We start from the raw sequence: 23,554 nt of genomic DNA, 5'->3' as shown, positions 1-23,554 counted from the left end.
TAAAGGGGTTTCTCTATTATGCAGGAAGAAATTCGCTTTGCCACATTCAACACTTTCAACCTGGCCCCGCCGGGCATGCGCTGCTACGAAAACCTGGAGCCGTGCTCGCCCGAGGAATACGAGGCCAAGCTGGACTGGACCGCGCACCAGATCGACCTGCTCAATGCCGATGTGATCGGCTTCCAGGAAATCTTCTCGCAGGCCACCTTGCGCGAGGTACTGTCCCGCACCCGGCGCTACCGCGAAGCGGTGCACCTGGGCTTCGACCCCGACCCGGACGCGCCGCGCCTGACGCCCAGCGTGGCCCTGGTGTCGCGCCTGCCGGTCATCAGTGCCGGCCATGCGCTGACCCTGTTCCCCGACAGCGTGTCGATGCCGCCGGGTAGCCGCGACCCGGACCGCTTTACGCGAGCCCCGCTGCATGCCGAAGTCGAACTTGCGCCAGGCATCACCATCGACGTCGTGGTGGTGCACCTGAAGTCGCGCCGTCCCGACTACCGCGCCAGCGATACCGGCGAAGACCCGAACCTGTACGCCCTCGCCTGCCTGCGCTCCCTGATCCGGCGCGGCACCGAAGCCACCGCGCTGCGCGTGCTGCTCACCGACATGGCGCGCGACAAGCAGCGCCCGCGCATCGTGCTGGGCGACTTCAATGACGTCGCCGATTCCGTCACCACCGAGATCGTGCTGGGCGAAGGCGCACCGCTGGCCGAGCGCATGTTCGACGCCGCGCGCCTGCACATCCACCAGGATAATCTGCGCAATGTCGGCTTCTCCATCGTGCACGAAAGCCGGCATTCGACCATCGACCACATCCTGGTGTCGCAGGAATTCAATCCCGCGCTGCCGCATGCGATCGGCGAAGTGGTGGACGTGGTCTACCTTAACGACCACCTGAACCTCGGGCTGCCGGAAGCCTCCGACCACGGCCAAGTGCTGGCGCGGATCCGTTTGTATCCGCAGCCGGGACAGTTCAAGCGGCTGGATTGAGGGCGCGGCTGTTACATTCCGCGCATCATCTCCAGTAAGTGAAACGCTAGACTGTCGCTTCGAACAAGGAGGTGCAGGTGGTGTCGACGACCCGGCTCGATCGCATTGCGGATGACTTGCTTGACGAAGCGCGCGCCAGCGCCTTCGGATACACCGACCCTTCCGGCGTCCCGGTGGCGCCCATGTACCGCTGCGAGGACATGGACCGCCTGCCGCAGGGCCTGCAGTCCGACATCGTGCGCAAGGCAAGCTGGGCGGTCGGATCCAGCCGCGCCTACCTGCTGGCCGCGCTCGGATGCATCGCGGTGGCGCTGCTCGCCTTTGTGCTGGCCGACATGGTACTGGGAGCAAGCCTGCCCTACCCCATGATATTCATGGTGGTGGTCTGGATCCCCCTGCTGCAGCTGGTGCTGGTGCGGCGCGCGGTCAGGCGCATCGCGGCGCGGGTCGCGGCCGGGTGGCCGGTCGCCACGCGCATTTAAATATCCGCCCTCAGCGCGCCGCCGGATTGAAGTCCGGCGGGCTGCTCGCTCCCGCTGCATAAAAACCCTGGTACTCGTCGCAGCCGTGCTGGCGCAGGAAGCGCAGTTGTTCCTCGGTCTCCACACCTTCGGCCACCACGCGCAGGCGCAGGCTGCGCGCCACCGCGATGATCGCCGGGATCAGGGCGGCGTCAACCGGATCGTGCTCGATGTCGCTGACGAAGCTGCGGTCGATCTTCAGCTTCGATAGGGGGAAGCGGCGCAGCGACGACAGGCTCGAGAGCCCCGTGCCGAAGCGGTCGATGGTCAGCTGCACGCCGCGCCTGCGCAGGGCGGCGACGGTTTCGTCGAGGCCGTGATCGCCGCGCATGATGGCGCCTTCCGTGATTTCCAGGTCGAGCCAGGCCGGCGCCAGCCCCGACTGCGCCAGCGCGGCGTCGACCGTCTCCAGCAGGCTGCCGTGCAGGAACTGGATGTCGGACAGATTTACCGCCACCGTCACCGCGTGCCCGGCATCGCGCCAGCTGCGCGCCCGGGTGCAGGCCTCAACCAGCACCCATTCGCCGATCGGGACGATCAGGCCGCATTCCTCGGCCACCGGCAGGAATTCGTGCGGCAGCAGCAGGCCGCGCTCCGGATGGCGCCAGCGGATCAGCGCCTCCATGCCGATCACCTTGCCGGAGCCGACGTCGAGTTCGGGCTGGTATTCGAGCAGGAATTCATTGCGCTCGAGCGCCTGGCGCAGGCGCTTTTCCAGCTCGCCGCGCTCGACCACGCGCGCGTTCATCTCGGGGCTGAAGAAGCGGAAGCTGCTGCGCCCGTTTTCCTTGGCGTGGTACATGGCCACGTCGGCGTGGTGCATCAGGGTGTCGACGTCCTGACCGTCGGTGGGGCAGATGGCGACGCCGATCGAGGCCGTCAGCGCGAGCGCCTGCCCGGCCACGTCGATGGGGCGGGACACGGCCTGCATCACCGCGGCGGCGACGTGCGCGGCCTGGTCGGCGCCGCCGATGTCAGCCAGCAGCACCACGAATTCGTCGCCGCCGAGGCGGCTGATGGTGTCGACCCGGCGCACGCAGCCGCGCAGGCGCGCCGCAACTTCGCGCAGCACCGCATCTCCGGTCTGGTGGCCGTTGTTGTCGTTGATCGCCTTGAAGCGGTCGAGGTCGAGGAACAGCACGGCGAAGCTGTCGCGCTGGCGGCGCCAGGTGGCCAGCGCGTGGTGCATGCGGTCGAGGAACAGGGCGCGGTTGGGCAGGCCGGTGAGCGTGTCGTGCTCGGCCTGGTGCCGCACCTGCTCTTCCACCCGCTTGCGCTCGCTGATATCGGACAGCATGGCCATGTAGCTGCTCGCTTCGCCGTGCGGGTCGCGGATGGTGGTGAGCGCAACCCAGGCCGTGTAGGCCTGGCCGTTCTTGCGCACGGCGGGCAGCTCGCCCTGCCAGCGGTCGTGGCCATCGAGCTGCGACCAGATGCTTTCGTAGAAGCCGTTGCCGTCCTGGCCAGGCGCCTGGCCCCAGGGCAGGCCGGCCAGGGTGGAACCGATGATGTCGGCGGCGGCGTAGCCGGTGATGCTGGTGAAGGCCTGGTTGACGGCCTGCACCCGGTATTCCGCGTCCATCACGATGATGGCTTCGTGCGCGTTCTCGAACACGCGCGCGGCCTGCACCAGGTTGGCCTCGACCTGCTTGCGCGCGGTGATGTCCACCTCCATGCAGAACACCTGCTGGGTGGCGCCGTCGCGCTTGACGGGGAAGTGGTTCGAATGCAGCCACAGGCGGCGGCCGGCCGCGGTCTCGACCTGCCAGTCGCGCGGCGCCGGGGCGCTGCCTTCGCGCCAGATGCCGGCGATGGTGGTGTCGAACTCGCCCTGGCGGTCGAGGTGCGAGACCAGCTCGCGGAAAGGACGCCCCAGCGCGTGGCTGGCGGGAATGCCGAACAGCTGGGCACAGGCGTGGTTCCAGAAGCGCACCACGCCACCCGCGTCAACCGAGTGCACGGCCACCGCAGGCGCCAGCTCGATCGCCGTCACGAAGCGGTACAGCCAGTCGAGCGCCTGGCGGCCAGGGCCGTCGGCATCGACCGCCTCGAGCGTTGCGGCGGGCACGGCGGTAGGCAACGCGGATTGCGGCTGTGGGTCGTGGCGGCCGGAAGCGCCGGGCAAGTCCAGCCCGTGCAGGCCGGGGGGCCAGCCGCTCGGGTCTCGGGCCTGGTGGTCGCTCACGGAAGAATCCTTTTCATGCGGAAAGAGTCATGACAGCGATGACAATCCCCCTATTCTTCTCCCTCCATCGAAGCGCCTTTTGCGGACACGCAAAGCCGCTCCCCAGCTGCATTTCGTCGCGCTTTTCGGCATTCCAGACCCGCCGGCCAACCGCCTGTCGCATCCGGCTGGAAGGGCGTGTGGCGGCTGGCTATATTGACAGCATGCGCAAGGAGCTCCACCCTGTTTCCAGGACGGAGCCTGAGCGCGAAAATTCCTTGGCTTCGCAGGGCGCGCTCAGGCGTCCTGCGGAGCCGATTCTTCAGGCTGGGCCGTGCTGTCGTCCGGGGCGGCAGCGCCACCTTCCGGGTCTTCGCGCTTGACCTCCTGCTTGCGCCGGGCCTTTTCCTCCGCCTTGCGTTTCTTTTCGAGTTCGCGCTGCCGCTTTTCGTACTGGAAGTTCGTCCGTGCCATGTTCACCTCGTTGTGTGGATGAGAGGGATGCTGCGGGTAGTACACGGCCATTATGACCGACTGGCTGCGCCGCGGCTTGCATTAACCACGCGGGTGGTGCTGGGCGTGCAGGTGCTTGAGGCGCTCGCGCGCAACATGCGTATAGATCTGTGTGGTCGAAATGTCGGCATGTCCCAGCAACAGTTGTACCACGCGCAGGTCGGCGCCGTGGTTCAGCAAATGGGTGGCAAAGGCGTGGCGCAGCGTGTGCGGCGACAGCGGCCCCTGGATGCCGGCCTTCTTCGCATGCTTCTTGATCAGGATCCAGAACATCTGCCGGGTCATGGCGCCGCCGCGGCCGGTGACGAACAGCGCATCGTCGACCTGCCCATTCAAAATGATGCCGCGCGCATCCTTCAGGTAGCGCTCCAGCCACAGGCGCGCTTCCTGGCCGAAAGGCACCAGGCGCGTCTTGCTGCCCTTGCCGGTCACGCGCAGCACGCCGTCGTTCAGGCTCACTTCGACAAGTTTCAAAGCGACCAGTTCCGACACCCGCAGCCCGCTTGCGTACATCAGCTCCAGCATGGTGCGTTCGCGCAGGCCCAGCGGCGTGGACAGGTCCGGCGCCGCAAGCAAGGCCTCGACCTGGGCTTCGGTGAGCGTATGCACGAAGCGCAGCGGCTGCTTGGCCGAAGCCATTTTGAGGCAGGGATCGCGCGGAATCTGGTTGCGGCGCAGCGCCAGCTGGTAGAAGCGTTTCAATACCGACAGGCGCCGGTTGGCCGTGCTGGGCCGGGTGTCGCCATGGCGCTCGGCGAAATAGGCGGCGATGTCTTCCGGCTCGACGCCCAGCAGCGAGCTGCGCTGGGGGCGCTTGGCGGCAAGCCAGCCGGCGAACAGCTTCAGGTCGCGGCGGTAGGCGTCGAGCGAATTTTTGGCCAGCCCCTGTTCCAGCCAGAGGGTGTCGCAGAACTCGTCGATCAGTCCCAGATCGATTGCTGCTGCCATGGGGATGCGGTGGCGCCTTCGTGGCGCAGCAGCCAGCGCTTGACCGAAAGGTGGAAACCGTTTTCGTCGTCCTGGTTCGAGAAGCCGCCCAGGCCGCCGGAGGCGGTCACGCGGTGGCAGGGAATGATCAATGGGAACCAGTTCGCGCCGCAGGCCTGGCCGACCGCGCGCGGCGCGGAGGCGATCGTCTTGGCCAGCTGGCCATAGGTCTTGACGCTGCCGCGCGGGATGGCCGAGATCTCGCCCCAGACGCGGCGCTGGAAATCGGTGCCGGCCTCGACCAGCGGCAGCTCGAAGCGGAAATCGGGGTCTTGCAGGTACTGCGCGACCTGTTGCGCGGCGAGCATCGCGACCTCGTTGTCGCCGGCCTTTTCCTCGAACGAGGGCGGCAGATACACCAGCTCGCGCACGCGTTCGTCCTGGGTACGGATGCCGATGGCGCCGAATGCCGCGGGGACAATGGCGTTGAACAAGGTGCTGGCCGGGTCGTTCTTCATCCCTTCATCTTAACCGCTGGGATGGCGCCCTGCCAGTCCTGGCAGGGGCGCGGACGAAAAAAAAGCGCACCCTCAGGTGCGCTCCAATTCGGGTCACGTCCCCGGCCGTTTAGCAGTGCTAACGGCTTCTGTAAAACGTGTGTCTCCTCGATTTGTCTCCGGTATGGATTACCGTGATTTTATCTATGCTCCCCAAAACCGTGTGTGTTCTGTTCGCGTACGCACCATGTGAGTGCGAGAAGGCCCCATCATAACGCAAGCTCCCTACGCAAGCGTATCTTTTTGACCACATTACAAAAATTATTTTAGTTATGAAGAAATCGCATGAGCGTTCGCTTCAGCTGCGCTTTCCCCTGTCATGCGGCTGTCATGAAAGACGCTTCAAGGATTCGCTTCGCGCCGGATCGCCTGCACCACGTCCTTGCCGATGCGCTCTTCCATTTGCGTGTACACCGGCTGCAGCGCGCGCCGCCACTCGGCCTGCTGCTGCGGCGTAAGCGTATGGATGGTGGTGGTGCCGGCGCGCCGGATCGATTCCAGCGCCGCGTCGTTGGTGCGTTGGGCGATGGTCTTTTCATAGACGGTCGCTTGCTCCATCGCCCGCTCCAGGGTCTTGCGGATGTCGCCCGGCAGGCCGTCCCAGAACTTCTTGTTGACGATCACGGCGTAACCCAGATAGCCGTGGTTCGACACCGTCAAGTGCTTCTGCGACTCGTGCATGCGCTGGGTGAACATGTTCGAGGGCGGGTTCTCGGTGCCTTCGACCACGCCATCGCGCAGGGCGGGCGCGGTTTCCGAGAAGGCCAGCGCTACCGGCTGGGCGCCGAGGGCGCGCATCTGCGCGTCCAGCACCTTGGAAGCCTGGATGCGCATGCGCAGGCCGCGGAAGTCGGCCGGCGTCAAGAGCGGCTTGTTCGCCGACATCACCTTGAAACCATTGTCCCAGTAGGCCAGGCCGGTAATGCCCTTCGGTTCGAGCTTGCGCAGCAGGCCGCGCCCGAGGCGGCCCTCGGTCACGGCATACAGGGCCTGCTTGGACGGGAAGATGTAGGGCAGGTCGAAGGCCTCGAATTCCTTCACGCCCAGCGGCGAGAACTTGGCCAGCGAGGGCGCCAGCATCTGCACCGCGCCCAGCTGCAGTGCTTCGAGTTCCTCGCGGTCCCTGTAGAGCTGGCTGTTCGGGTAGACTTCCACCTTCACCCGGCCCCCGGTCATCTGTTCGGCCAGCTGCTTGAAGCGTTCGGCGGCGCGCCCCTTGGGCGTGTCCGGCGCGACCACGTGGCTGAACTTGATGACGATCGGCGCCTGCGCCCATGCGCCGTGGCTTGCCAGGGCAAGCACCAGGGACAGGGCGGTCATTCGCAGGGCGGTTCGGTTCATGGGGCGGGAACGGGAATATGATGGATGGGACCAGTCTGCGCGGCAGTTCGCCGCTGCACCATCGTGGACTTCCACAATAGCCCGACAGTGTAACGAAAACCGGAGTCTTGATGAAATTTCCGTTCGCCCAGCAGCCGGAGCCGGCCGGCGCCACCGAGCGCGCGCGCTCCTGGCGCTGGCTGGTGCCCGTGCTGCTGGTGCTGCTGTTCCTGGCCGTCCTGATCTGGCTGCCCTGGCAGGCGCGCCAGATGGAAGCCAATGAGCGCCAGGAGCAACTGATCGCCGATACGCTCTGGGTCGAACAGACTCTGCGCTTCGAGCTGGCGCGCAGCGAGGAGGCGCTGGCCAGCCTGGGCAGCGACCTGGTGTCGCGCCCGCCCTCCCCCCAGGTGCTGAAGGCGCGCTTCCAGCAGATGTTCAACAACGGCCACGAGCTGGTGCGCATCGTCTGGTACGGCCCCGACGGCGCGGTGCTGGCCAACCACGGCCTGGACGCGCCCGCCGCCCTTCCCGCCCCGACCCGGCTGGCTGCGGACGTGGCCGGCGCGACCCGGCGCGGCCGCTACAGCGAAGCCTACGGCGCCACCTCGGCCACCTCGGGCATGATCGATTACTACCTGCCGCTGTACGCCGGCGGCCGGCTGGCGGGCAGCCTGGTCGCCACCTACAGCCTGCAGGTGCTGTTGGACGAGACCGTGCCCTGGTGGTTCGCCCAGGACAATGCCCTGACCCTGCTCGACCGCAACGAGCGCGCCGTCGCCCGCCGCGCCGCGGGCGGTCCGGGACGCGGGGTCTATACCCACCAGCGCGAGCTCGACCTGCCGGGCGCGCTGGTGGTGCTGTCCACCAACAGCGTCAAGCGCGCGCCCCAGCTGCTGCCGAATTTGCTGGTCGGCTCGGTGATCGTGCTGGCGCTCGGCCTGGTGCTGAGCCTGGGCTCGCTGTGGCGCCACATCTCGCGTACCCTGGCGGCCGAGCGCGCGCTGCGCCAGCAGATGGCCTTCCGCACCGCGATGGAGAATTCGCTGGTCACCGGCCTGCGTGCGCGCGACCTGGAGGGCCGTGTCACCTACGTCAACCGCGCTTTCTGCGAGATCGTCGGTCTGCCGGCGGAGGAAGTGGTCGGCAAAAAGCCGCCCATGCCCTACTGGGCGCCGGAAGTCATGCTCGACTATGAGGAGCGCTTCCGCGGCGTTTTGTCGGGCAATATCACGCCCCAGTTCGAGACCGTGTTCCAGCGCCCCGACGGGGTGCGGGTGCCGGTGCTGGTCTACGAAGCGCCGCTGGTCGATGCCGACGGGCGCCAGACCGGCTGGATGAGTTCGATCCAGGACATCACCGACCGCAAGCGCGCCGAGGAACTCAACCGCCAGCAGCAGGAAAAGCTGGAGACCAGCGCGCGCCTGGCAACCATGGGCGAGATGTCCTCGATGCTGGCGCACGAGCTGAACCAGCCGCTGGCGGCGATCTCCAGCTACACGGCCGGCGCTCTCAACGTGCTGGAGCGCACCGGACAATCCGGCGAGCCGGTCAATTCCGGCATGCTGCGGCATGCGCTGGAGCAGGCGCGCCAGCAGGCGCAGCGCGCTGGCCAGATCATCCGCAGCGTGCACGAATTCGTGAAGAAGCGCGAGCCGCGCCGCGAGCCGGTTTCGATCCGCAGCGTGGTCGAGGGCGTGCGCGCGCTGGTCGAACTGCAGGCGCGCCAGGCCGGCGCCACCTTGCGCGTCGAGCTGCCGCCCCAGCTGCCGCCGGTGCTGGCCGACCGCGTGATGCTGGAACAGGTGCTGCTCAACCTCACCCGCAACGCGATCGAGGCCATGGTCGACACACCTGTGGCGCAGCGCGTGCTGCGCGTCGCCGCGGCGCACGCCGACGGCATGGTGACGGTCTCGGTGATCGACCGCGGCCACGGCATCGCGCCGGAAGTGGCAGCCGGCCTGTTCTCGCCTTTCTACTCGACCAAGGCGGAAGGCATGGGCATGGGCCTGTCGATCTGCCGCACCGCGATCGAATTCCACGGCGGCACCCTGACGCATGCGGCGAACCCGGACGGCGGCACGGTGTTCAGTTTTGCGCTGCCGGCGCAAGCGGCGGACGGGGCGCTGGGCTAAAATCCGCCTGCGGCCCTTGCCGCGTACTACCAGAATATACGGAGACCACCCCATGCTGCACATCGTCGACGATGAAGACGTCATCCGCGACGCGCTCGCCTGGCTGGCGCAATCGCGCGGCCTGGAAGCGCGCGGCTACGCCAGCGGCGAGGAATTCCTCGACGCCATCGGCTCGTCCGCCGCGCTCGGCGCCGGCGGCGACTGCGTGCTGCTCGACGTGCGCATGCCCGGCATGAACGGCGTCGCCGTGTTCGATCAATTGGTCAAGAACGGCCTGATCGCGCGCCTGCCGGTGATCTTCCTGACCGGCCACGGCGACGTGCCGATGGCGGTCGATTCGCTCAAGCGCGGCGCCTTCGACTTCTTCGAGAAACCCTTCAACGACAACGTGCTGATGGACCGCGTCGAGGAAGCGCTGGCCGCTTCGCGCAAGGCGCTGGACGCGGCCGTGGTGCAGACCCGCCTGGCAACCCTGTCGGCGCGCGAGCGCGAAGTGCTGGACCTGATCCTGGCCGGCATGATGAACAAAGTGGTCGCCGACAAGCTCGGCATCAGTATGCGCACGGTCGAAGTGCATCGCGCGCACATCTTCGACAAGATGCAGGTCAAGACCGCCGTCGAGCTCGCCGGCCTGCTGAAATAAACGCCACCTTGCGTTCGTCTTTTTTGCCCTCAATTGCTCGTTGCCTCCTTCCATTTACGCGCGCCAAGCGTCCCAAGGATTTGAAGGAAGCCTTGTAAAATGAAGCGGAACGTGACGCGTCCGCCACACGGTGTGGCGCGCGGAGCTATTGCATTTAGGAATTCTCATGAGCGAAAAAACAGTTGCAGACAAGATGTTCCTGAGGACGGCGAAATCGATGCTGATCCTCAATGGCCAGGCCAACCCGGGCGTCGCGGCGCAGATGCCCGCCCCCATCGTGAAGGAAGGCGACGGCCCCTTCGACGTGATCCTCATGTTCGTGCTCAACCGCAAGGAGCTCGAGCAGTACCTGCCGATTGCCAAGGACAAGCTGGGAGAAAAAGGTTCGCTGTGGATCGCCTACCTGAAGCAGACCGCCTCCAAGGCGACCGACATCAACCGTGATTCGATCAATGCCTACGCAAAGGAAAACGGCATCACCGCGGTGGCGATGATCTCGATCGACGGCGACTGGTCCGGCCTGCGCCTCAAGCGCATCGAATAGCGTTCAGCTCTCAAGCCCATGCCGCGCCAGCGCCCAGGCCACGTGCTCGCGCACCAGGCTTGACGGGTGCGCGGCGCGGGCGCGCAGGGCCGCGACGATCGCCGCATCGCCCTTCCCCGCCGCAGTCGCGGCAGCATTGCCCAGTCCCACCGCCAGATTGCGCAGCCAGCGCTCGTGGCCGATACGCCGGATCGGACTGCCTTCCATCCGGCGGTTGAATTCCTCCTCTTCCCACCCGAACAGCTCCACCAGACTCGCATCGCCCAGGCCGTTGCGCTCGTCGAAGTCGGGCAGGCTGGCGCGCTGCGCGAACTTGTTCCAGGGGCAGGCCAGCTGGCAGTCGTCGCAGCCGTAGATGCGGTTGCCGATCAGCGGCCGCAGCTCTTCCGGGATGCTGCCTTTCAGCTCGATGGTCAGGTAGGAAATGCAGCGCCGCGCGTCCAGCCGGCCGGGGCCGAGGATGGCCTGGGTCGGGCAGACCTCGATGCAGGCCTGGCACTGGCCGCAATGCGCGCCCGTCGGCGGGTCCACGGGCAGCGCCAGGTCGACCAGGATCTCGCCAATGAAGAAGGTCGAGCCGGCCGCGCGCGACAGCAGCAGCGTGTGCTTGCCGCGCCAGCCCAGGCCCGCTTTTTCCGCCAGCGGCAGCTCCATCACGGGCGCCGAATCGGTAAACACGCGGTAGCCCAGCTCGCCGACCGCACCCTTGACCTTCTCGGCCAGCGCCTGCAGGCGGTTGCGCAGCACTTTATGGTAATCGCGGCCCCGCGCGTACACCGAGACCACGGCGGCGCCGGGTTCGAGCTGGCGCGCGTGTTCCTGCGCGCGCCAATCTTCGCCGCGCCCCATCGGCAGGTAATCCATGCGCGCCACGATCGCGCGCACCGTGCCCGGCACCAGTTCGCCAGGGCGCGCACGCTTCATGCCATGGCTTGCCATATAATCCATCTCGCCATGGCAACCGGCGTCCAGCCAGGCCTGCAGGCCGCTTTCCGCATGCGCCAGGTCGACGTCCGCGATGCGCACGTCGGCGAAACCGAGCTCCGCGCCCCATGTCTTGATGGTGCGGGCAAGTGCGTACAGGTCGGGTGGGGATGTCAACATGGCAGGATGGAACAACACGGCGCGAGCGCGCTAATCAACCCAGTATTTTATTCGATGCAGCCCTTCACAGCCTACTTGCCCGACGAATCCGCCACCGCCGCCCTCGGCCAGGCCCTGGCCCGGGCCTTGCAGCCCGGCCTGGTGATCTACCTGCACGGCGACCTTGGTGCGGGCAAGACGGCGCTCACGCGCGCGCTGATCCAGGCCGCCGGCCACCGGGGCACGGTCAAGAGCCCGACCTACACGCTGTCGGAACCCTACCGCGTGCAGCTGGGTGGCCAGGATGTCAACATCATCCACTACGACCTGTACCGGATGTCCAGCCCCGAGGAATTCCTCGACGCGGGCTTTCGCGAAGACTTCGACGGGAAGAACATCTGCATCGTCGAATGGCCCGAAAAGGGCGAACCGGTGTTGCCGCCACCCGACGTCCGCGTATTGCTTGAAGTCAGCGGTCTCGGCCGTGAGGTAGAATTGCAGGCGTTGTCCCAACTAGGCCTGCTATGCCTCGACCGTCTCGCCTACACCCCACCGACACCCTGATTCCCGGTTCGCCGCGCCGCCGCACCCTGCTCAAGGCCGGCGGCACGCTGCTGCTGTCCGTGATTGCGCCGCTGCCGGCCAGCGCCGCGCAGATCCTGGCCGTCCGTGTCTGGCCCGCGCCCGACTACACCCGCGTGACGCTGGAGAACGACAGCGACCTCAAGACCCAGCACTTCCTTGTGCCCGATCCGCCGCGCCTGGTGGTCGACATCGACGGCCTGGGCCTGAACAACACGCTCAAGAGCCTGGTCGCCAAGGTCGAGCCGAACGACCCCTACATCAAGGCGGTGCGGGTCGGCCAGAACCGCCCGAACGTGGTGCGCCTGGTGTTCGACCTGAAGGAAGACGTCAAGCCGCAGGTGTTCACGCTGGCACCGGTGGCCGGCTACCAGCACCGCCTGATCTTCGACCTGTATCCGACCAAGCCGGTCGACCCGATCGCGGCAATGATCGAAAAGGGCGAATGGACCGTTGATACCGCCGCCGCCGCGGAAAGCGCCAACCCGGCTTCGCCGCTGCCGGCCACGCCCCCGGCCCAGACCAGCGCCGGCCCGGATGCGATCGCCAAGCTCGAATCCGAGATGTCGGCCCTGAACGGTACTCCGCCGCCGCAAGCGGTGCAGCCGACGCCCTCGAAAGGCGCGAAGGCGCCGCCGCAGAAGGTGGTGCGGATGGTGACCATCGCCCTCGACCCGGGCCATGGCGGCGAAGACCCGGGCGCGATCGGCGCCAACGGCAGCCGCGAGAAGGACATCGTGCTGGCCGTGGCCAAGCGCCTGAAGGACAAGCTGGAGCAGCTGCCCAACACCCGCGTCATGCTCACCCGCGATGGCGACTACTTCGTGCCGCTCGGCCAGCGCGTGCAGAAGGCGCGCAAGGTGCAGGCCGACCTGTTCGTGTCGATCCACGCCGACGCCTGGGTGTCGCCGACGGCGCGCGGCTCCTCGGTGTTCGTGCTGTCCGAAAAAGGCGCCAGCTCGAGCGCGGCGCGCTGGCTGGCGGACGGCCAGAACAAGGCCGACCTGATCGGCGGCGCCAACTTCGCGGTGCAGGACAAGCAGATCGCCAGCGTGCTGCTCGACCTGTCGACCACGGCCCAGATCAACGACAGCCTCAAGCTCGGCAAGGCCGTGCTGAGCGAGATCGGCGGCATCAACCGCCTGCACAAGGCCGCGGTCGAGCAGGCCGGCTTCGCCGTGCTGAAGGCGCCTGACATCCCGTCGATTCTGGTGGAAACTGCATTCATCTCGAACCCTGACGAAGAGGCCAGGCTGCGCGACGACGGCTACCAGAACCAGCTGGCCGACGCCATCACCAAGGGCATCAAGCGCTACTTCGCCGACAACCCGCCGATGGCCAAGAGCCGTCTGACCTGACCATGACCCTCGCCACCCACACCACCTTCGGGCAGCTGCCCGCGATCCACCTGAAGGCGCCCGACGGCGCCGAAGCCATCGTGACCCCGTACGGCGCGCACCTGGTGTCGTGGAAGGGTGCGGACGGACGCGAGCGCATGTTCGTCAGCGCCAAGTCCGCCCTGGATGGCAGCAAGGCCATCCGCGGCGGCGTGCCGGTGATCTTCCCGCAGTTCGCCGAACGTGGCAAAGGCATGCGCCACGGCTTCGCCCGTGTGAGCCACTGGCGCCTGGACGACAGCGGCCTGGAAGACGGCGCCGCCTGGGCCAGCTTCGACCTGGCGGCGGGCGACCTGCCCACCAGCGTGGCCGACGCCTGGCCGCATACCTTCGCCCTGTCGCTGCGGGTGGCGGTGCGCGCCAACGAACTCACGATGACGCTCACCGTGCGCAACCTCGGCGCCTCGCCCTTCCCGTTCTCGGCGGCGCTGCACACCTACCACCTGGTGCCGGACGTGTGCGACGTGCGCATCGAGGGCATCTCGTCGGACGAGATCTCGATCATCGACAAGCTGGACGAGGTCTACCAGCACGTACCCGGGCGCGCCCAGATGACGACCGGCGCCGGCACCCTGGTGCTGGAGCAGAGCGGCTTCCTGGATGCGGTGGTGTGGAACCCGGGCGCGGTCGATGCGGCGGCGCTGGCGGACATGGAAAACGACGAGTACAAGCGCTTCGTGTGCATCGAGCCGGCGCTGCTGGATCCGGTCACGCTCGATGCGGGACAGACGTGGACGGGAAGCTACCGCGTGAGCTGATGAAAAAAGCCGGGCACTGCCCGGCTTCTTTTTTGCGCATGCGGCGCCTCAGTTCGATTCCTTGACCATCCTGCCATTGCTCGGCTGGACCGGCCGCGCATTCAGCGGATATAGGCGCGAGAACAGCGCCATCTGCGCCGGCGAAGCCTGCATCGGCTGCTTCATGACGATCCACAGCACGTCCTCGGTGCAGGGCGGCTCGCTCAAGGAACCCATATAGGTGAAGTACTCGCGCTTCTCCGGCAGGCCTTCGTTCGGATCGAGCACGATCGACGGCGACACGCTCTGCTGCTTTTCCAGCGGTAGGTGGTTCCACACGGTCTGGATCAGCGAATTGGCCTTGCCGCGCTCGAGCAGCACGGCCAGCACCAGCAGCTTGCCCTCGAAGCTGCGGTGGACGAAGTGGATCACCATCTCGGTGCCCTTGCCATTGATCTTCTCTTCCGACGGGCGGTGGAAGTGGAACTGCTGCAGCTCATAGCTCATGTTGCCGACCGTGAGGAAGTTGCCGCCGCCGACCGTCACCTGGATGGTGTGGCCGTTGTCGATCTCGCTGAACGAGGTCGGGCGGTAGTCGAAGGCGATGTGTTCGAGGTCCACCTTCATGCCGTCGCGCAGGTCGATCGGCGACTGGCGGTTGCCGGTGCTGCACTTGGCCCAGCTGGAATTGATGTTGGACCAGTTGGCCGGGCCGTATTCGCCCTCGTAGGACCAGTGGGTGCCGTTCTTCGGCTTGTTGGCGGCGGCGATCGCGGCCTCGGCTTCCTTGCGGCGCTTGGCGTCGAGTGCCTTCTTCGCCTTGGCGGCCGCGGCGGCGCGCGAAGCCTGCTGCTCGCGCAGCTGGGCCAGGCGCTCGGCGATGCGGACCGACAGGTCGACTTCGTTCTGCTCCTCGTCGGCGGCAGCAGGTGCGGCCTTGGCCGGCTCCGGCTTGGCCGGGCGTGCGTCGGCCTGGGCGGCCAGGGCCTTGATGTCCGGCTTCACCGAAGCATTGGCCTTGCCTTCGAGGATGGCCTTGACGTTCGCGGTCTTGCCGTCGACCGGCTTGGCGGCGGCGGGAGCTGAGTCGCGCGCGCTTGCCGAGGCCATGACAAGGCTGCAAGCTAACAGGGCGATGAGGTGGCGCATGAGAATCCAGAAAATGAGTCTGTCCTCATGCTTATCGGCAATAAGAGCACCAAACTTGAGTGCGCTGAAACGACAACGCCCCGAAAAGTTCGGGGCGCTGCCAGGATGCCAATACCTGTTATCGGATGCTTATCGGCCGCTCATCTGCTAATCATGCGGCGGCCGAACTTGTACAGCCCGCCGATCGCCAGCGGCACGATCGCCGCGCACACGCCCACCAGCACGATCTCGGTCAGGTGGTCCTTGATGATCGGGATGTTACCGAAGAAGAAACCGGCGGTGACCAGGCTGGCCACCCACAGCACGGCGCCCGTCACGTTGAACATCTGGAAGCGCGCATGCGTCATTTCCGACACGCCGGCCACGAAGGGCGCAAAGGTGCGCACCACCGGCACGAAGCGGGCCAGGATGATGGTCTTGCCGCCATGCTTCTCGAAGAAGTCGTGGGTACGCTGCAGCGCATCCTTGTTGATCCAGCGGTAGTTGTGCGTAAACACGCGGTGGCCGATGGCCTGCCCGATGTAGTAATTCAGGGTGTTGCCCGTCACTGCCGCCGTAATGAGCAGCGCCATCAGAAGCGGGTAGTTCATCTGGCCGGTGGCGCAAAAGGCGCCGGCAATGAACAGCAGGGTGTCGCCAGGGAAGAAAAACAGGAGCACCAGGCCGGTTTCGCAAAACACGATTGCGAACAGCACGATGTAGACATAGGTGCCGTACTGGTCCAGCAGCGTGCCCAGCGTCTTATCGACATGCAGCACCATGTCGAATAATTGCATCAGATCCATAATTTTCCTAAAAGGTAGCGGCGCATCATACCATCTCTCGCTCTCCCGGCAGACTGGAAGGCGCAGTCCTCCGGCGGATATTTTCGCGGTCCATGACTTTATGTTCTGGCCAGATTCCGGATTACAATCGACCGGATAACCACCATTTCCGGAGACTGCATGACCGCATCCACCACCGCCGTTCGCCTTGCCGCGGCCGCCCTCGCCCTGCTCGCCACCAGTGCCCAGGCTGCGCCGGCCAAAGCCGCCAGGGAACTGCCGCCCCGCCCGACGGTGGCCGACGTGCTCAAGGCCTCCAAGCCCGCCGACTGGCGCCCGCTCGATCCCGAAAACACGCTGTACATGGACCTGCCGACCGGGCGCGTCATCATCGAGCTGGCCCCGAACTTCGCCCCGAATACCGCCGCCAACATCCGCGCGCTGGTGCGCGAGAAGTATTTCGACAACCTGTTCATCATCCGCTCGCAGGAAGGCTTCGTGGTGCAGTGGGGCGACCCGGACGAGGAGAACCCGAAGCCCTTCCAGGCCGCCAAAACCGTGAAGGCCGAGTTCACGGCGCCGATCAAGTCGGTCGGTAACTTCACCCGCCTGAAGGATGGCGACGTGTATGCGCCCCAGGTCGGCCACGTGAACGGCTTCCCGGCCGCGCGCGACCCGGCCACCGGCCAGGCCTGGCTGGTGCACTGCCCCACGATGATCGGGGTGGCGCGCGATACCGGCGCCGACACCGGCAATGGCTCCCAGCTCTACACGGTGATCGGCCACGCGCCGCGCGCACTGGACCGCAACATCACGGTGGTCGGCCGGGTCGTGGTCGGCATGCCGCTGCTGTCGGTGCAGCCGCGCGGCACCGGAGCCCTGGGCTTCTACGACTACGAGCAGCCGGAACAGCGCACGCCGATCAAGCTGGTGCGCATGGCGGCCGACGTGCCGGAAGCCGAGCGCAACAAGTTCGAAGTGATGCGCACCGACAGCGCGACCTACCAGGCCGTGGTCGATGCCCAGCGCCACCGCGGCGGCCCGTGGAACAAGGTCTCGCCCGGCAAGATCGACTTGTGCGGCGCCACGATCCCGGTGCGCGAACAAAAATGAGACGGTGGAAGGGCCCGGGCGCACGCCGTCAACTATAATTTGCCGCATGAACGCGCCCGTCCCCACTCACCGCCCCATCCAGCAGCTCCCCGACCAGCTGATCTCCCAGATTGCCGCCGGCGAGGTCGTCGAGCGGCCTTCCGCCGTGGTCAAGGAACTGCTGGAAAACGCACTCGACGCGGGCGCGACCCAGATCACCGTGCGCCTGGAAGAAGGCGGCGTCAAGCGCATCGCCATCACCGACAACGGGCGCGGCATCGAGCCGGAACAGCTGCCACTGGCCCTGGCGCGCCACGCCACCTCCAAGATCGCCTCGCTGCACGACCTGGAAAACGTCGGCACGCTCGGCTTTCGCGGCGAAGCGCTGGCCTCGATCGCCTCGGTGGCCGCGGTACGCATCACCTCGCGCACGCCGAACGCCGCCCACGCCTATGAAATCGTCGGCTCGCACGAAGGCACGGTGGCGCCCTCGTCCGGCGCCTTCGGCACCACCATCGACGTGCAGGACCTGTACTTCAACACCCCGGCGCGCCGCAAGTTCCTGAAATCCGAGCAGACCGAATACGGCCATTGCGCCGAAGTGGTGCGCCGCATCGCGCTGTCGCGCCCGGACGTGTCGTTCAGCCTGACCCACAACGGCCGCACCATCGACCACTGGAACGTGAGCGAAGCGGCCAAGCGCAGCAGCCAGATCCTCGGCAGCGAGTTCGCCGAAGCGCGCCTGGCGCTGGACGAAGCGGCCGGCCCGCTGCGCCTGCACGGCTACGTCGGCCTGCCGACCGCCTCCAAGGCGCGCGCCGACGGCCAGTTCTTCTACGTGAACGGCCGTTTCGTGCGCGACAAGCTGCTGGTGCACGCAGTGCGCGCGGCTTACCAGGACGTGCTGCACGGTGACCGCTTCCCCTGCTACGTGCTGTCGCTCGATCTCGATCCGGCCCTGGTCGACGTCAACGTCCACCCCTCGAAGATCGAGGTGCGCTTCCGCGACGGCCGCGCGGTGCACCAGTTCGTGTTCCACGCGGTGCAGCGCGCGCTGGCGCAGACCTCGGCTACTGCGCATGGCAGCGCGCCGGCGCCGATTTCGGCCGCCGAGGTGCGGCCATCCGGTACCCCGGTGTGGGCGCCGCGTCCGCATGAGCAGACCTCGTTCGGCTCGCAGCTGGCGCCGAGCTTCTCGCCCTCGCCGTTCGCGCCGGGCAGCCGCTGGGACGATGCGCGTCCGCAGCCGTCGAATGGCGGCGTGGCCCAGACGACCGAAGCCTATGGCGCGCTGTTCGCAGCGGACGCGCCGGCCAGGGCCGCGGCCCCGGTGGGCGTGCCGCTGTCCGCATCGGACCGTCCGCTCTCGAACGACGACTTCCCGCTCGGCTTCGCGCTGGCCCAGCTGCACGGCATCTACATCCTGGCCCAGAACACCAAGGGCCTGGTGCTGGTCGACATGCATGCCGCGCACGAGCGCATCCTGTACGAGCAGATCAAGAACGCGCTCGACGCCCGCGCCGAGGGTGAAGAACTGCAGGTGCAGCAGCTCTTGATCCCGGTGACCTTCTACGCCGACGCCGTCGAGGTGGCGACCGCGCAGGACCACCAGGAGACCCTGAAGACGCTCGGCTTCGACATCGCCGCGCTGTCGCCGACCACCCTCGCCGTGCGCACCGTGCCGACCCTGCTGAAGAACGCCGACGCGCAGACCTTGGCGCGCGACGTGCTGCGCGACGTGCGCGAATACGGCGGCTCGCGCGTGCTGATCGAGCGCCGCAACGAGCTGCTCGGCACCCTCGCCTGCCACACGGCGGTGCGCGCCAACCGCATCCTCTCCACCCAGGAGATGAACGCGCTGCTGCGCCAGATGGAAATCACCGAACGCTCCGACCAGTGCAACCACGGCCGCCCGACCTGGGTGCAGCTCGAGATCGCCGCGCTCGACAAACTCTTCCTGCGCGGCCAGTGATGGACAAACGTAGCAAGAAGCCGATGGCCGTGGCCATCATGGGCCCGACCGCGTCCGGCAAGACCGCGGCCGCGCTGGCGATCGCCAAGACCCGCCCGGTCGAGATCATCTCGGTCGATTCGGCCCTGATCTACCGCGGCATGGACATCGGCACCGCGAAACCGAGCGCGGAAGAACTGGCGAGCGTGCCGCACCACCTGATCGACATCATCGACCCGTTGGAAGCCTATTCGGTGATGCAGTTCCGCGAGGATGCGATCCGCCTGGTGGGCGAGATCAGCGAGCGCGGCGCACTGCCGCTGCTGGTGGGCGGCACGATGATGTACTTCAAGGGGCTGACCGACAGCCTGGACGAGCTGCCGACCGCGGATCCCGCAGTGCGCGCGCAGATCGACGCGCAAGCCGCGCAGATCGGCTGGCCCGGCATGCATGCGCGGCTGGCGACGCTCGACCCGGTCACCGCCGAGCGCCTGAAACCGAACGACGCCCAGCGCATCAACCGCGCGCTCGAGATCATCCAGCTGACCGGCAAGCCGATGTCGGAACTGCTGGGCAAACGCGAAAAGCCCGAGCTGCCCTTCGACCTGATCTCGTTCGCACTGGAACCGTCCGACCGCGCGGTACTGCATCGACGCATCGCGCTGCGCTTCGACCAGATGCTGGGCGAGCGCGACGACGAGGGCCTGGTGGCGGAAGTGGCGCGCCTGCGTGCCCGTGGCGATCTGTCCCCGAGCCTGCCCTCGATCCGCTGCGTCGGCTACCGCCAGACCTGGGACTACCTGGACGGCAAGATCGACCGCGCCGAGCTGCGCGAACTGGGCATCATCGCCACGCGCCAGCTGGCCAAACGCCAGATCACCTGGCTGCGCGCGATGCCGGAGCGGATCGTGATAGACTGCCTCGGTCCGGACCCGACGGGCGAGCTGGTGACGCGGCTGGCTCAGTTGGAAAAATGACATCGGCACAAGATTTTTGCGCATCGGATCGGCGTCCAGCCTTGACAGGCGACGCGCTGGCCCCGATAATGCCTGCCGTTGCGGTGATATAGCTCAGTTGGTTAGAGCACAGCACTCATAATGCTGGGGTCGGTGGTTCAAGTCCACCTATCACCACCACAGAATTCCAAACGGATGGCTTGGCTCTCGCAGTCAGGCCATTTTGTTTTAGCCCTTTCGGTGATATAGCTCAGCTGGTTAGAGCACAGCACTCATAATGCTGGGGTCGGTGGTTCAAGTCCACCTATCACCACCACAACGGAAACGGCCCGGTTCTCGCGAACCGGGCCGTTTTTTTGCAGAATCTGCGTGTCAATGCTTCTTGCCGCCACCAGAGATCTTGTTCTCGGTGGCCCAGGCGCGCCGCTCGGCTTCCTTCTTGCCGACGCCCTTCTTCTCGTAGCCTTCCTCGATGTGCTTGACCTGGCGCTTCTGCTTGTCCGTGTAGGACGACTTATCACCTTGAGGCATGATGATTCTCCTATAGTGTTAGCTCACACCGTCAGGCTACGCTCCCGGCCGCCCACGTAACGTTCGGTATCTCACGCAAAACGACGTTCTACTCATCCGTAAACGATTCGTCGAGCGCGTAGTCGCCGCGCGCCAGGCCTTCCAGCACCTCGCCCGCCTGCTGCAGGTAGTCGGACGGCACCAGGATGCGCACGCCGCCCAGCGCCGGCGCCAGCAGCAGGTCAGCTTGCATCAGGTGGGCGTCAGCCAGCACGGCAGGGATGCCGGCCGCCACCAGGCAGCCCTGCGCCAGCGTCGCGTCGATCGGAACCAGGTAACGCGCAATGATGAACAGGTCGCGCCCGGGAATCTGCTCGACCTCCGGGTTCGCCGCCAGCCACGCATCCAGTGTGAGTTGTTCCATACTGACTCCAGTCAATTTTTTACCGATCGGTCAAAACAGCGCGGGCGCCTGCGACAGCAGATACAGGGTTACGCCGATGAGGCCACCGACGATGGTGCCGTTGATGCGAATGTACTGCAAGTCCTTGCCGATGTTGAGTTCGATCTGCTCGGACATCTCCCGATCGTCCCACTGCTTCACCGTGTCGGCGATATGGCGGGTCAGGAAGCCGGCGAATTCGGGTGCGATGCCGCGCGCGGCCGATTCTAGGTTCTCGCTCAGCGAGGCGCGCAGCTGCGGATCCTCGGCCAGCACCTTGCCGACCCAGGCCCCGGTGGCCACCAGGCGCCGGCGCAGGTTCGAATCCTCGCTGTGCAGATCCGTTTTGAGCCAGCCTTTGAGTTCCTCCCACAGCGTGGCCAGGTAGCTGTTGAGGGTCTCGTCGCCCAGCAAATAGGCCTTGACCTCGTCGGCCTTCGCCGCAAAGGAGGGATCGGCCTTGAGCCGCTCGATGAAGTCCTGGGTGAAGGCATCGAAGCGCTGGCGCAGCGGATGATGCGGGTCGGCCGCCACCTTGTTGAGGATGCCCGAGGCGAGGCGCACCGCCAGGTCGGCGCCCTTGCGGCCGATAAGCTCCGAGGGCAACATGCGCTCGATGAAGGCGTAGTCCTCCTTGAGCCAGTCGACGATGCCCTGCGAGATGGTGGCCTGGGTCTCCAGGTTGTCGAGCAGGTGCGCCAGCTGGGTGATGCCTTCGTTGAGCAGTTCCTGGTGGCGCCCGTCGCGCGTCAGGCTCTCGAGGATGGTGCCGGCCGACTTCGACAGGTCGACGCTGTTCACCATCGCATGCACCGCGCGCCGGATGAAGCCCTGCACCGCGCTGTCCTCGATGAAGTCGAGCATCCAGGCGCCGACCCGCACCAGGTGCTGTCCCAGCAGCTCGGTATTGGCCGGCTTGATGAGCCAGTCGGCCACCTTCTGCACCGGGTCGTGGCGCTGGATCAGGCGGACGATGGATTCGGTGTCGAGGAACTTCTCGTGCACGAAGCGCGCCAGGTTGTCGGCGATGCGCTCCTTGTTCTTGGGGATGATCTCGGTATGGCGCGAAACGATCGGGATCGGCACGCGCCGGAACAGGGCCACCACGGCGAACCAGTCGGCCAGCGCCCCGACCATGGCGGCTTCGGAAAAGGCGCGCAGCAGGCCGGTCCACCAGTTCTGCGGCAGGAACAGGGTCAGCACGAACAGCGAAGCCGCGCCCGCGAAAAACGCGAGCGCGAGCAGTTTCGATCGCCGCAGTTCGGCTTCCTTCGTCATAGGCTCCGTAGGGTGGGCGGGTTTCCCGCCCACGCGGTGATAGTCAAACGATGCATTACGCAGCCCGATGATCTTGCTGCTGGTTGACCGCGTGGGCGTTCGTCAGTGAGGCCATTGTCCTCACTGACCCCGCCCACCCTACAATGCTAAATGACTTCGCCTTTTCTCAGCGCTTCGATTGACTGCTGGGTAAAGCCCCAATCGGCCAGAATGGCGTCGCTGTGCTCCCCAGCGCTGGCGGGCGCCGCGGGCGTGGGCGGCGCCGTGCGGGAAAAGCGCGGCGCGGGCGCGGGCTGGGTCACGCCGTCGATGTCGACGAAGGCATGGCGCGCCGCATTGTGCGGATGGCGCGGCGCTTCCTCCAGGTCGAGCACCGGTGCGAAGCAGACCTCGGTGCCTTCCAGCAGGCGGCACCAGTCGTCGCGCGTGCGGGTGGCGAACAGCGCGGCGAAGCGCTCCTTTAGCTCGGGCCAGTGCGACTTGTTCCAGCGCTTGGTGAACAAGGGATCGTCCTGCCCCGTCAGCTTGAGCAGGGTGGCGAAGAACTGCGGCTCGATGGCGCCGATCGAGATGAACTTGCCGTCCTGGCAGGCGTAGGTGTCGTAGAAGGGCGCGCCGCCATCGAGCAGGTTGCCTTCGCGCTGGCCGCTCCAGGCACCGAACGCGCGCAGGCCGTACATCATCGAGCCGAGCAGCGCCGCGCCTTCCGTCATGGCGGTGTCGACCACCTGGCCCTTGCCCGACTTGCGCGCTTCCAGCACCGCGCAGACGGCGCCGAAGGCCAGCATCATGCCGCCGGCGCCGAAGTCGCCCACCAGGTTCAGCGGCGGTGGCGGCGGACTGTCGGCGCGGCCCATCGAGTACAGCATGCCGGACAGGGCGACGTAGTTGATGTCGTGTCCCGCCGCCTGCGCCAGCGGTCCGGTCTGGCCCCAGCCGGTGACGCGGCCATAGACCAGCTTCGGGTTGCGCTCCAGGCAGGCGTCCGGCCCCAGGCCGAGGCGCTCCATCACGCCGGGGCGGAAGCCTTCCAGCAGCACGTCGGCCTGTTCGATCAGGCGCAGCGCGGTCCCCCGCCCGGCCGGTTTCTTCAGGTCGAGCGCCAGCGAGCGGCGCCCGCGCGCCATCACGTCGTGGCGCGTGCCGAGCATCGGGTAAGGATTGTCCTCGCCCGGCTTGGCCTTGCGGTCGATGCGGATCACTTCCGCGCCCATGTCGGCGAGCATCATCGCGGCGAAGGGACAAGGCCCGATGCCGACCATCTCGACGACCCGTACTCCTGACAATGGTCCTGCCATC

The 23,554-nt window shown here is 66.5% G+C and carries 23 protein-coding genes and 2 tRNA genes; 13 read left to right on the top strand and 12 right to left on the bottom strand.

The window, feature by feature from the left end; genetic code table 11:
• The first annotated feature begins 18 nt into the window (after positions 1–18).
• Positions 19–990: an endonuclease/exonuclease/phosphatase family protein gene (locus tag GV068_RS19270; protein WP_159701549.1), complete on the top strand. Its 972-nt coding sequence runs from the start codon at positions 19–21 to the stop codon at positions 988–990.
• Positions 991–1,067: 77 nt separating this feature from the next.
• Positions 1,068–1,472 carry a hypothetical protein gene (locus GV068_RS19265; protein WP_159701547.1) on the top strand — a complete coding sequence of 135 codons (405 nt, stop codon included), beginning with the start codon at positions 1,068–1,070 and terminating at the stop codon, positions 1,470–1,472.
• Positions 1,473–1,482: 10 nt separating this feature from the next.
• On the opposite strand, the gene GV068_RS19260 is transcribed toward GV068_RS19265, so the two are convergent.
• The 5 genes from GV068_RS19260 to GV068_RS19245 form a co-directional block, all read right to left on the bottom strand.
• Positions 1,483–3,696 (bottom strand): bifunctional diguanylate cyclase/phosphodiesterase, encoded by a 2,214-nt coding sequence (locus GV068_RS19260; RefSeq protein ID WP_229464339.1) that lies wholly within the window; start codon positions 3,694–3,696, stop codon positions 1,483–1,485.
• A 276-nt stretch (positions 3,697–3,972) separates the two neighbouring features.
• The gene (locus tag GV068_RS25035) at positions 3,973–4,149 is read right to left on the bottom strand and encodes a hypothetical protein (protein ID WP_201303316.1); all 177 of its coding nucleotides are present in this window, start codon (positions 4,147–4,149) and stop codon (positions 3,973–3,975) included.
• Positions 4,150–4,230: 81 nt separating this feature from the next.
• On the bottom strand, positions 4,231–5,136 hold the full coding sequence (xerD, locus tag GV068_RS19255) for a site-specific tyrosine recombinase XerD (RefSeq protein ID WP_159701544.1): 906 nt from the start codon (positions 5,134–5,136) through the stop codon (positions 4,231–4,233).
• On the bottom strand, positions 5,109–5,633 hold the full coding sequence (locus GV068_RS19250; protein ID WP_159701541.1) for a methylated-DNA--[protein]-cysteine S-methyltransferase: 525 nt from the start codon (positions 5,631–5,633) through the stop codon (positions 5,109–5,111). Before GV068_RS19250 ends, xerD begins: the two co-directional genes overlap by 28 nt.
• Before the next feature lie 381 nt (positions 5,634–6,014).
• The gene (locus GV068_RS19245; RefSeq protein WP_159701538.1) at positions 6,015–6,992 is read right to left on the bottom strand and encodes a TRAP transporter substrate-binding protein; all 978 of its coding nucleotides are present in this window, start codon (positions 6,990–6,992) and stop codon (positions 6,015–6,017) included.
• A 131-nt stretch (positions 6,993–7,123) separates the two neighbouring features.
• Between GV068_RS19245 and GV068_RS19240 the strand changes: the two genes are divergently transcribed.
• From GV068_RS19240 to GV068_RS19230, 3 genes are all read left to right on the top strand, one after another.
• Complete coding sequence (locus tag GV068_RS19240) at positions 7,124–9,127, top strand: nitrogen regulation protein NR(II) (protein WP_159701535.1); 2,004 nt, start codon at positions 7,124–7,126, stop codon at positions 9,125–9,127.
• 52 nt (positions 9,128–9,179) lie between these two features.
• Positions 9,180–9,770, top strand: a complete 591-nt coding sequence (locus tag GV068_RS19235; RefSeq protein ID WP_159701532.1) for a response regulator transcription factor — start codon at positions 9,180–9,182, stop codon at positions 9,768–9,770.
• Positions 9,771–9,936: 166 nt separating this feature from the next.
• Positions 9,937–10,314: a DUF3052 family protein gene (locus GV068_RS19230; RefSeq protein WP_159701529.1), complete on the top strand. Its 378-nt coding sequence runs from the start codon at positions 9,937–9,939 to the stop codon at positions 10,312–10,314.
• A 3-nt stretch (positions 10,315–10,317) separates the two neighbouring features.
• Here the strand turns inward: GV068_RS19230 and queG are convergent, their stop codons facing one another.
• Positions 10,318–11,418 carry a tRNA epoxyqueuosine(34) reductase QueG gene (gene queG, locus GV068_RS19225; protein ID WP_159701526.1) on the bottom strand — a complete coding sequence of 367 codons (1,101 nt, stop codon included), beginning with the start codon at positions 11,416–11,418 and terminating at the stop codon, positions 10,318–10,320.
• A gap of 54 nt (positions 11,419–11,472) precedes the next feature.
• Between queG and tsaE the strand changes: the two genes are divergently transcribed.
• The 3 genes from tsaE to GV068_RS19210 are packed head-to-tail and all read left to right on the top strand — an operon-like array spanning position 11,473 to position 14,134.
• A complete protein-coding gene (gene tsaE, locus GV068_RS19220) occupies positions 11,473–11,961 on the top strand; it encodes a tRNA (adenosine(37)-N6)-threonylcarbamoyltransferase complex ATPase subunit type 1 TsaE (RefSeq protein ID WP_159701523.1) in 489 nt (162 codons plus the stop codon).
• Positions 11,922–13,337 (top strand): N-acetylmuramoyl-L-alanine amidase, encoded by a 1,416-nt coding sequence (locus GV068_RS19215; protein ID WP_159701520.1) that lies wholly within the window; start codon positions 11,922–11,924, stop codon positions 13,335–13,337. The genes tsaE and GV068_RS19215 overlap by 40 nt, the downstream gene beginning before the upstream one ends.
• 2 nt (positions 13,338–13,339) lie before the next feature.
• Positions 13,340–14,134 (top strand): D-hexose-6-phosphate mutarotase, encoded by a 795-nt coding sequence (locus tag GV068_RS19210; protein WP_159701517.1) that lies wholly within the window; start codon positions 13,340–13,342, stop codon positions 14,132–14,134.
• 48 nt (positions 14,135–14,182) lie between these two features.
• Here the strand turns inward: GV068_RS19210 and GV068_RS19205 are convergent, their stop codons facing one another.
• Together GV068_RS19205 and GV068_RS19200 are read right to left on the bottom strand one after the other, a co-directional pair.
• On the bottom strand, positions 14,183–15,262 hold the full coding sequence (locus tag GV068_RS19205; protein ID WP_159701515.1) for a carbonic anhydrase: 1,080 nt from the start codon (positions 15,260–15,262) through the stop codon (positions 14,183–14,185).
• A 140-nt stretch (positions 15,263–15,402) separates the two neighbouring features.
• Positions 15,403–16,047 carry a VTT domain-containing protein gene (locus GV068_RS19200; protein ID WP_159701513.1) on the bottom strand — a complete coding sequence of 215 codons (645 nt, stop codon included), beginning with the start codon at positions 16,045–16,047 and terminating at the stop codon, positions 15,403–15,405.
• A 159-nt stretch (positions 16,048–16,206) separates the two neighbouring features.
• Here GV068_RS19200 and GV068_RS19195 point away from each other — a divergent pair, with 159 nt between their 5' ends.
• The 5 genes from GV068_RS19195 to GV068_RS19175 all read left to right on the top strand — a co-directional run bounded on the left by GV068_RS19195 (position 16,207) and on the right by GV068_RS19175 (position 20,341).
• Positions 16,207–17,139, top strand: coding sequence for a peptidylprolyl isomerase (locus GV068_RS19195; protein WP_159701511.1), 933 nt, complete (start codon positions 16,207–16,209; stop codon positions 17,137–17,139).
• Positions 17,140–17,185: 46 nt separating this feature from the next.
• Entirely contained in the window at positions 17,186–19,090 is a 1,905-nt protein-coding gene (gene mutL / locus GV068_RS19190; protein WP_159701509.1) for a DNA mismatch repair endonuclease MutL, read from the top strand.
• Positions 19,090–20,046, top strand: a complete 957-nt coding sequence (gene miaA, locus GV068_RS19185; RefSeq protein ID WP_159701507.1) for a tRNA (adenosine(37)-N6)-dimethylallyltransferase MiaA — start codon at positions 19,090–19,092, stop codon at positions 20,044–20,046. Before mutL ends, miaA begins: the two co-directional genes overlap by 1 nt.
• Before the next feature lie 82 nt (positions 20,047–20,128).
• A tRNA-Met gene (locus GV068_RS19180) sits at positions 20,129–20,205 on the top strand.
• Between the two features lie 59 nt (positions 20,206–20,264).
• A tRNA-Met gene (locus tag GV068_RS19175) sits at positions 20,265–20,341 on the top strand.
• A gap of 56 nt (positions 20,342–20,397) precedes the next feature.
• Here GV068_RS19175 and GV068_RS25030 read toward each other — a convergent pair.
• From GV068_RS25030 to GV068_RS19160, 4 genes are all read right to left on the bottom strand, one after another.
• Positions 20,398–20,556, bottom strand: a complete 159-nt coding sequence (locus tag GV068_RS25030) for a hypothetical protein (RefSeq protein ID WP_036215215.1) — start codon at positions 20,554–20,556, stop codon at positions 20,398–20,400.
• A gap of 88 nt (positions 20,557–20,644) precedes the next feature.
• Positions 20,645–20,959, bottom strand: coding sequence for a putative signal transducing protein (locus GV068_RS19170; protein WP_159701505.1), 315 nt, complete (start codon positions 20,957–20,959; stop codon positions 20,645–20,647).
• Positions 20,960–20,989: 30 nt separating this feature from the next.
• Entirely contained in the window at positions 20,990–22,255 is a 1,266-nt protein-coding gene (locus GV068_RS19165; RefSeq protein ID WP_159701503.1) for a DUF445 domain-containing protein, read from the bottom strand.
• 146 nt (positions 22,256–22,401) lie between these two features.
• Positions 22,402–23,553: a CaiB/BaiF CoA-transferase family protein gene (locus GV068_RS19160; protein ID WP_159701501.1), complete on the bottom strand. Its 1,152-nt coding sequence runs from the start codon at positions 23,551–23,553 to the stop codon at positions 22,402–22,404.
• Between the last annotated feature and the right edge of the window lies 1 nt (position 23,554).

This window comes from Massilia sp. 9I (genome assembly GCF_902506415.1).
Lineage (GTDB): Bacteria > Pseudomonadota > Gammaproteobacteria > Burkholderiales > Burkholderiaceae_D > Telluria.
The sequence above is the reverse complement of the archived record's forward strand: the minus strand, read 5'-3'. Positions and strand labels throughout refer to the sequence as shown.

What these genes read in the sequence shown, in the direction of transcription:
- GV068_RS19195 (WP_159701511.1), top strand. Translation starts at nt 16,207, where the DNA reads ATGACCGCATCCACCACCGCCGTTCGCCTTGCCGCGGCCGCCCTCGCC.
- GV068_RS19235 (WP_159701532.1), top strand. Translation starts at nt 9,180, where the DNA reads ATGCTGCACATCGTCGACGATGAAGACGTCATCCGCGACGCGCTCGCC.
- GV068_RS19245 (WP_159701538.1), bottom strand. Translation starts at nt 6,992, where the DNA reads ATGACCGCCCTGTCCCTGGTGCTTGCCCTGGCAAGCCACGGCGCATGG.
- GV068_RS19215 (WP_159701520.1), top strand. Translation starts at nt 11,922, where the DNA reads ATGCCTCGACCGTCTCGCCTACACCCCACCGACACCCTGATTCCCGGT.
- GV068_RS19165 (WP_159701503.1), bottom strand. Translation starts at nt 22,255, where the DNA reads ATGACGAAGGAAGCCGAACTGCGGCGATCGAAACTGCTCGCGCTCGCG.
- miaA (WP_159701507.1), top strand. Translation starts at nt 19,090, where the DNA reads ATGGACAAACGTAGCAAGAAGCCGATGGCCGTGGCCATCATGGGCCCG.
- queG (WP_159701526.1), bottom strand. Translation starts at nt 11,418, where the DNA reads ATGTTGACATCCCCACCCGACCTGTACGCACTTGCCCGCACCATCAAG.
- GV068_RS19170 (WP_159701505.1), bottom strand. Translation starts at nt 20,959, where the DNA reads ATGGAACAACTCACACTGGATGCGTGGCTGGCGGCGAACCCGGAGGTC.
- GV068_RS19230 (WP_159701529.1), top strand. Translation starts at nt 9,937, where the DNA reads ATGAGCGAAAAAACAGTTGCAGACAAGATGTTCCTGAGGACGGCGAAA.
- xerD (WP_159701544.1), bottom strand. Translation starts at nt 5,136, where the DNA reads ATGGCAGCAGCAATCGATCTGGGACTGATCGACGAGTTCTGCGACACC.
- GV068_RS25030 (WP_036215215.1), bottom strand. Translation starts at nt 20,556, where the DNA reads ATGCCTCAAGGTGATAAGTCGTCCTACACGGACAAGCAGAAGCGCCAG.
- GV068_RS19205 (WP_159701515.1), bottom strand. Translation starts at nt 15,262, where the DNA reads ATGCGCCACCTCATCGCCCTGTTAGCTTGCAGCCTTGTCATGGCCTCG.
- GV068_RS25035 (WP_201303316.1), bottom strand. Translation starts at nt 4,149, where the DNA reads ATGGCACGGACGAACTTCCAGTACGAAAAGCGGCAGCGCGAACTCGAA.
- GV068_RS19270 (WP_159701549.1), top strand. Translation starts at nt 19, where the DNA reads ATGCAGGAAGAAATTCGCTTTGCCACATTCAACACTTTCAACCTGGCC.
- GV068_RS19240 (WP_159701535.1), top strand. Translation starts at nt 7,124, where the DNA reads ATGAAATTTCCGTTCGCCCAGCAGCCGGAGCCGGCCGGCGCCACCGAG.
- GV068_RS19210 (WP_159701517.1), top strand. Translation starts at nt 13,340, where the DNA reads ATGACCCTCGCCACCCACACCACCTTCGGGCAGCTGCCCGCGATCCAC.
- tsaE (WP_159701523.1), top strand. Translation starts at nt 11,473, where the DNA reads ATGCAGCCCTTCACAGCCTACTTGCCCGACGAATCCGCCACCGCCGCC.
- GV068_RS19250 (WP_159701541.1), bottom strand. Translation starts at nt 5,633, where the DNA reads ATGAAGAACGACCCGGCCAGCACCTTGTTCAACGCCATTGTCCCCGCG.
- mutL (WP_159701509.1), top strand. Translation starts at nt 17,186, where the DNA reads ATGAACGCGCCCGTCCCCACTCACCGCCCCATCCAGCAGCTCCCCGAC.
- GV068_RS19200 (WP_159701513.1), bottom strand. Translation starts at nt 16,047, where the DNA reads ATGGATCTGATGCAATTATTCGACATGGTGCTGCATGTCGATAAGACG.
- GV068_RS19160 (WP_159701501.1), bottom strand. Translation starts at nt 23,553, where the DNA reads ATGGCAGGACCATTGTCAGGAGTACGGGTCGTCGAGATGGTCGGCATC.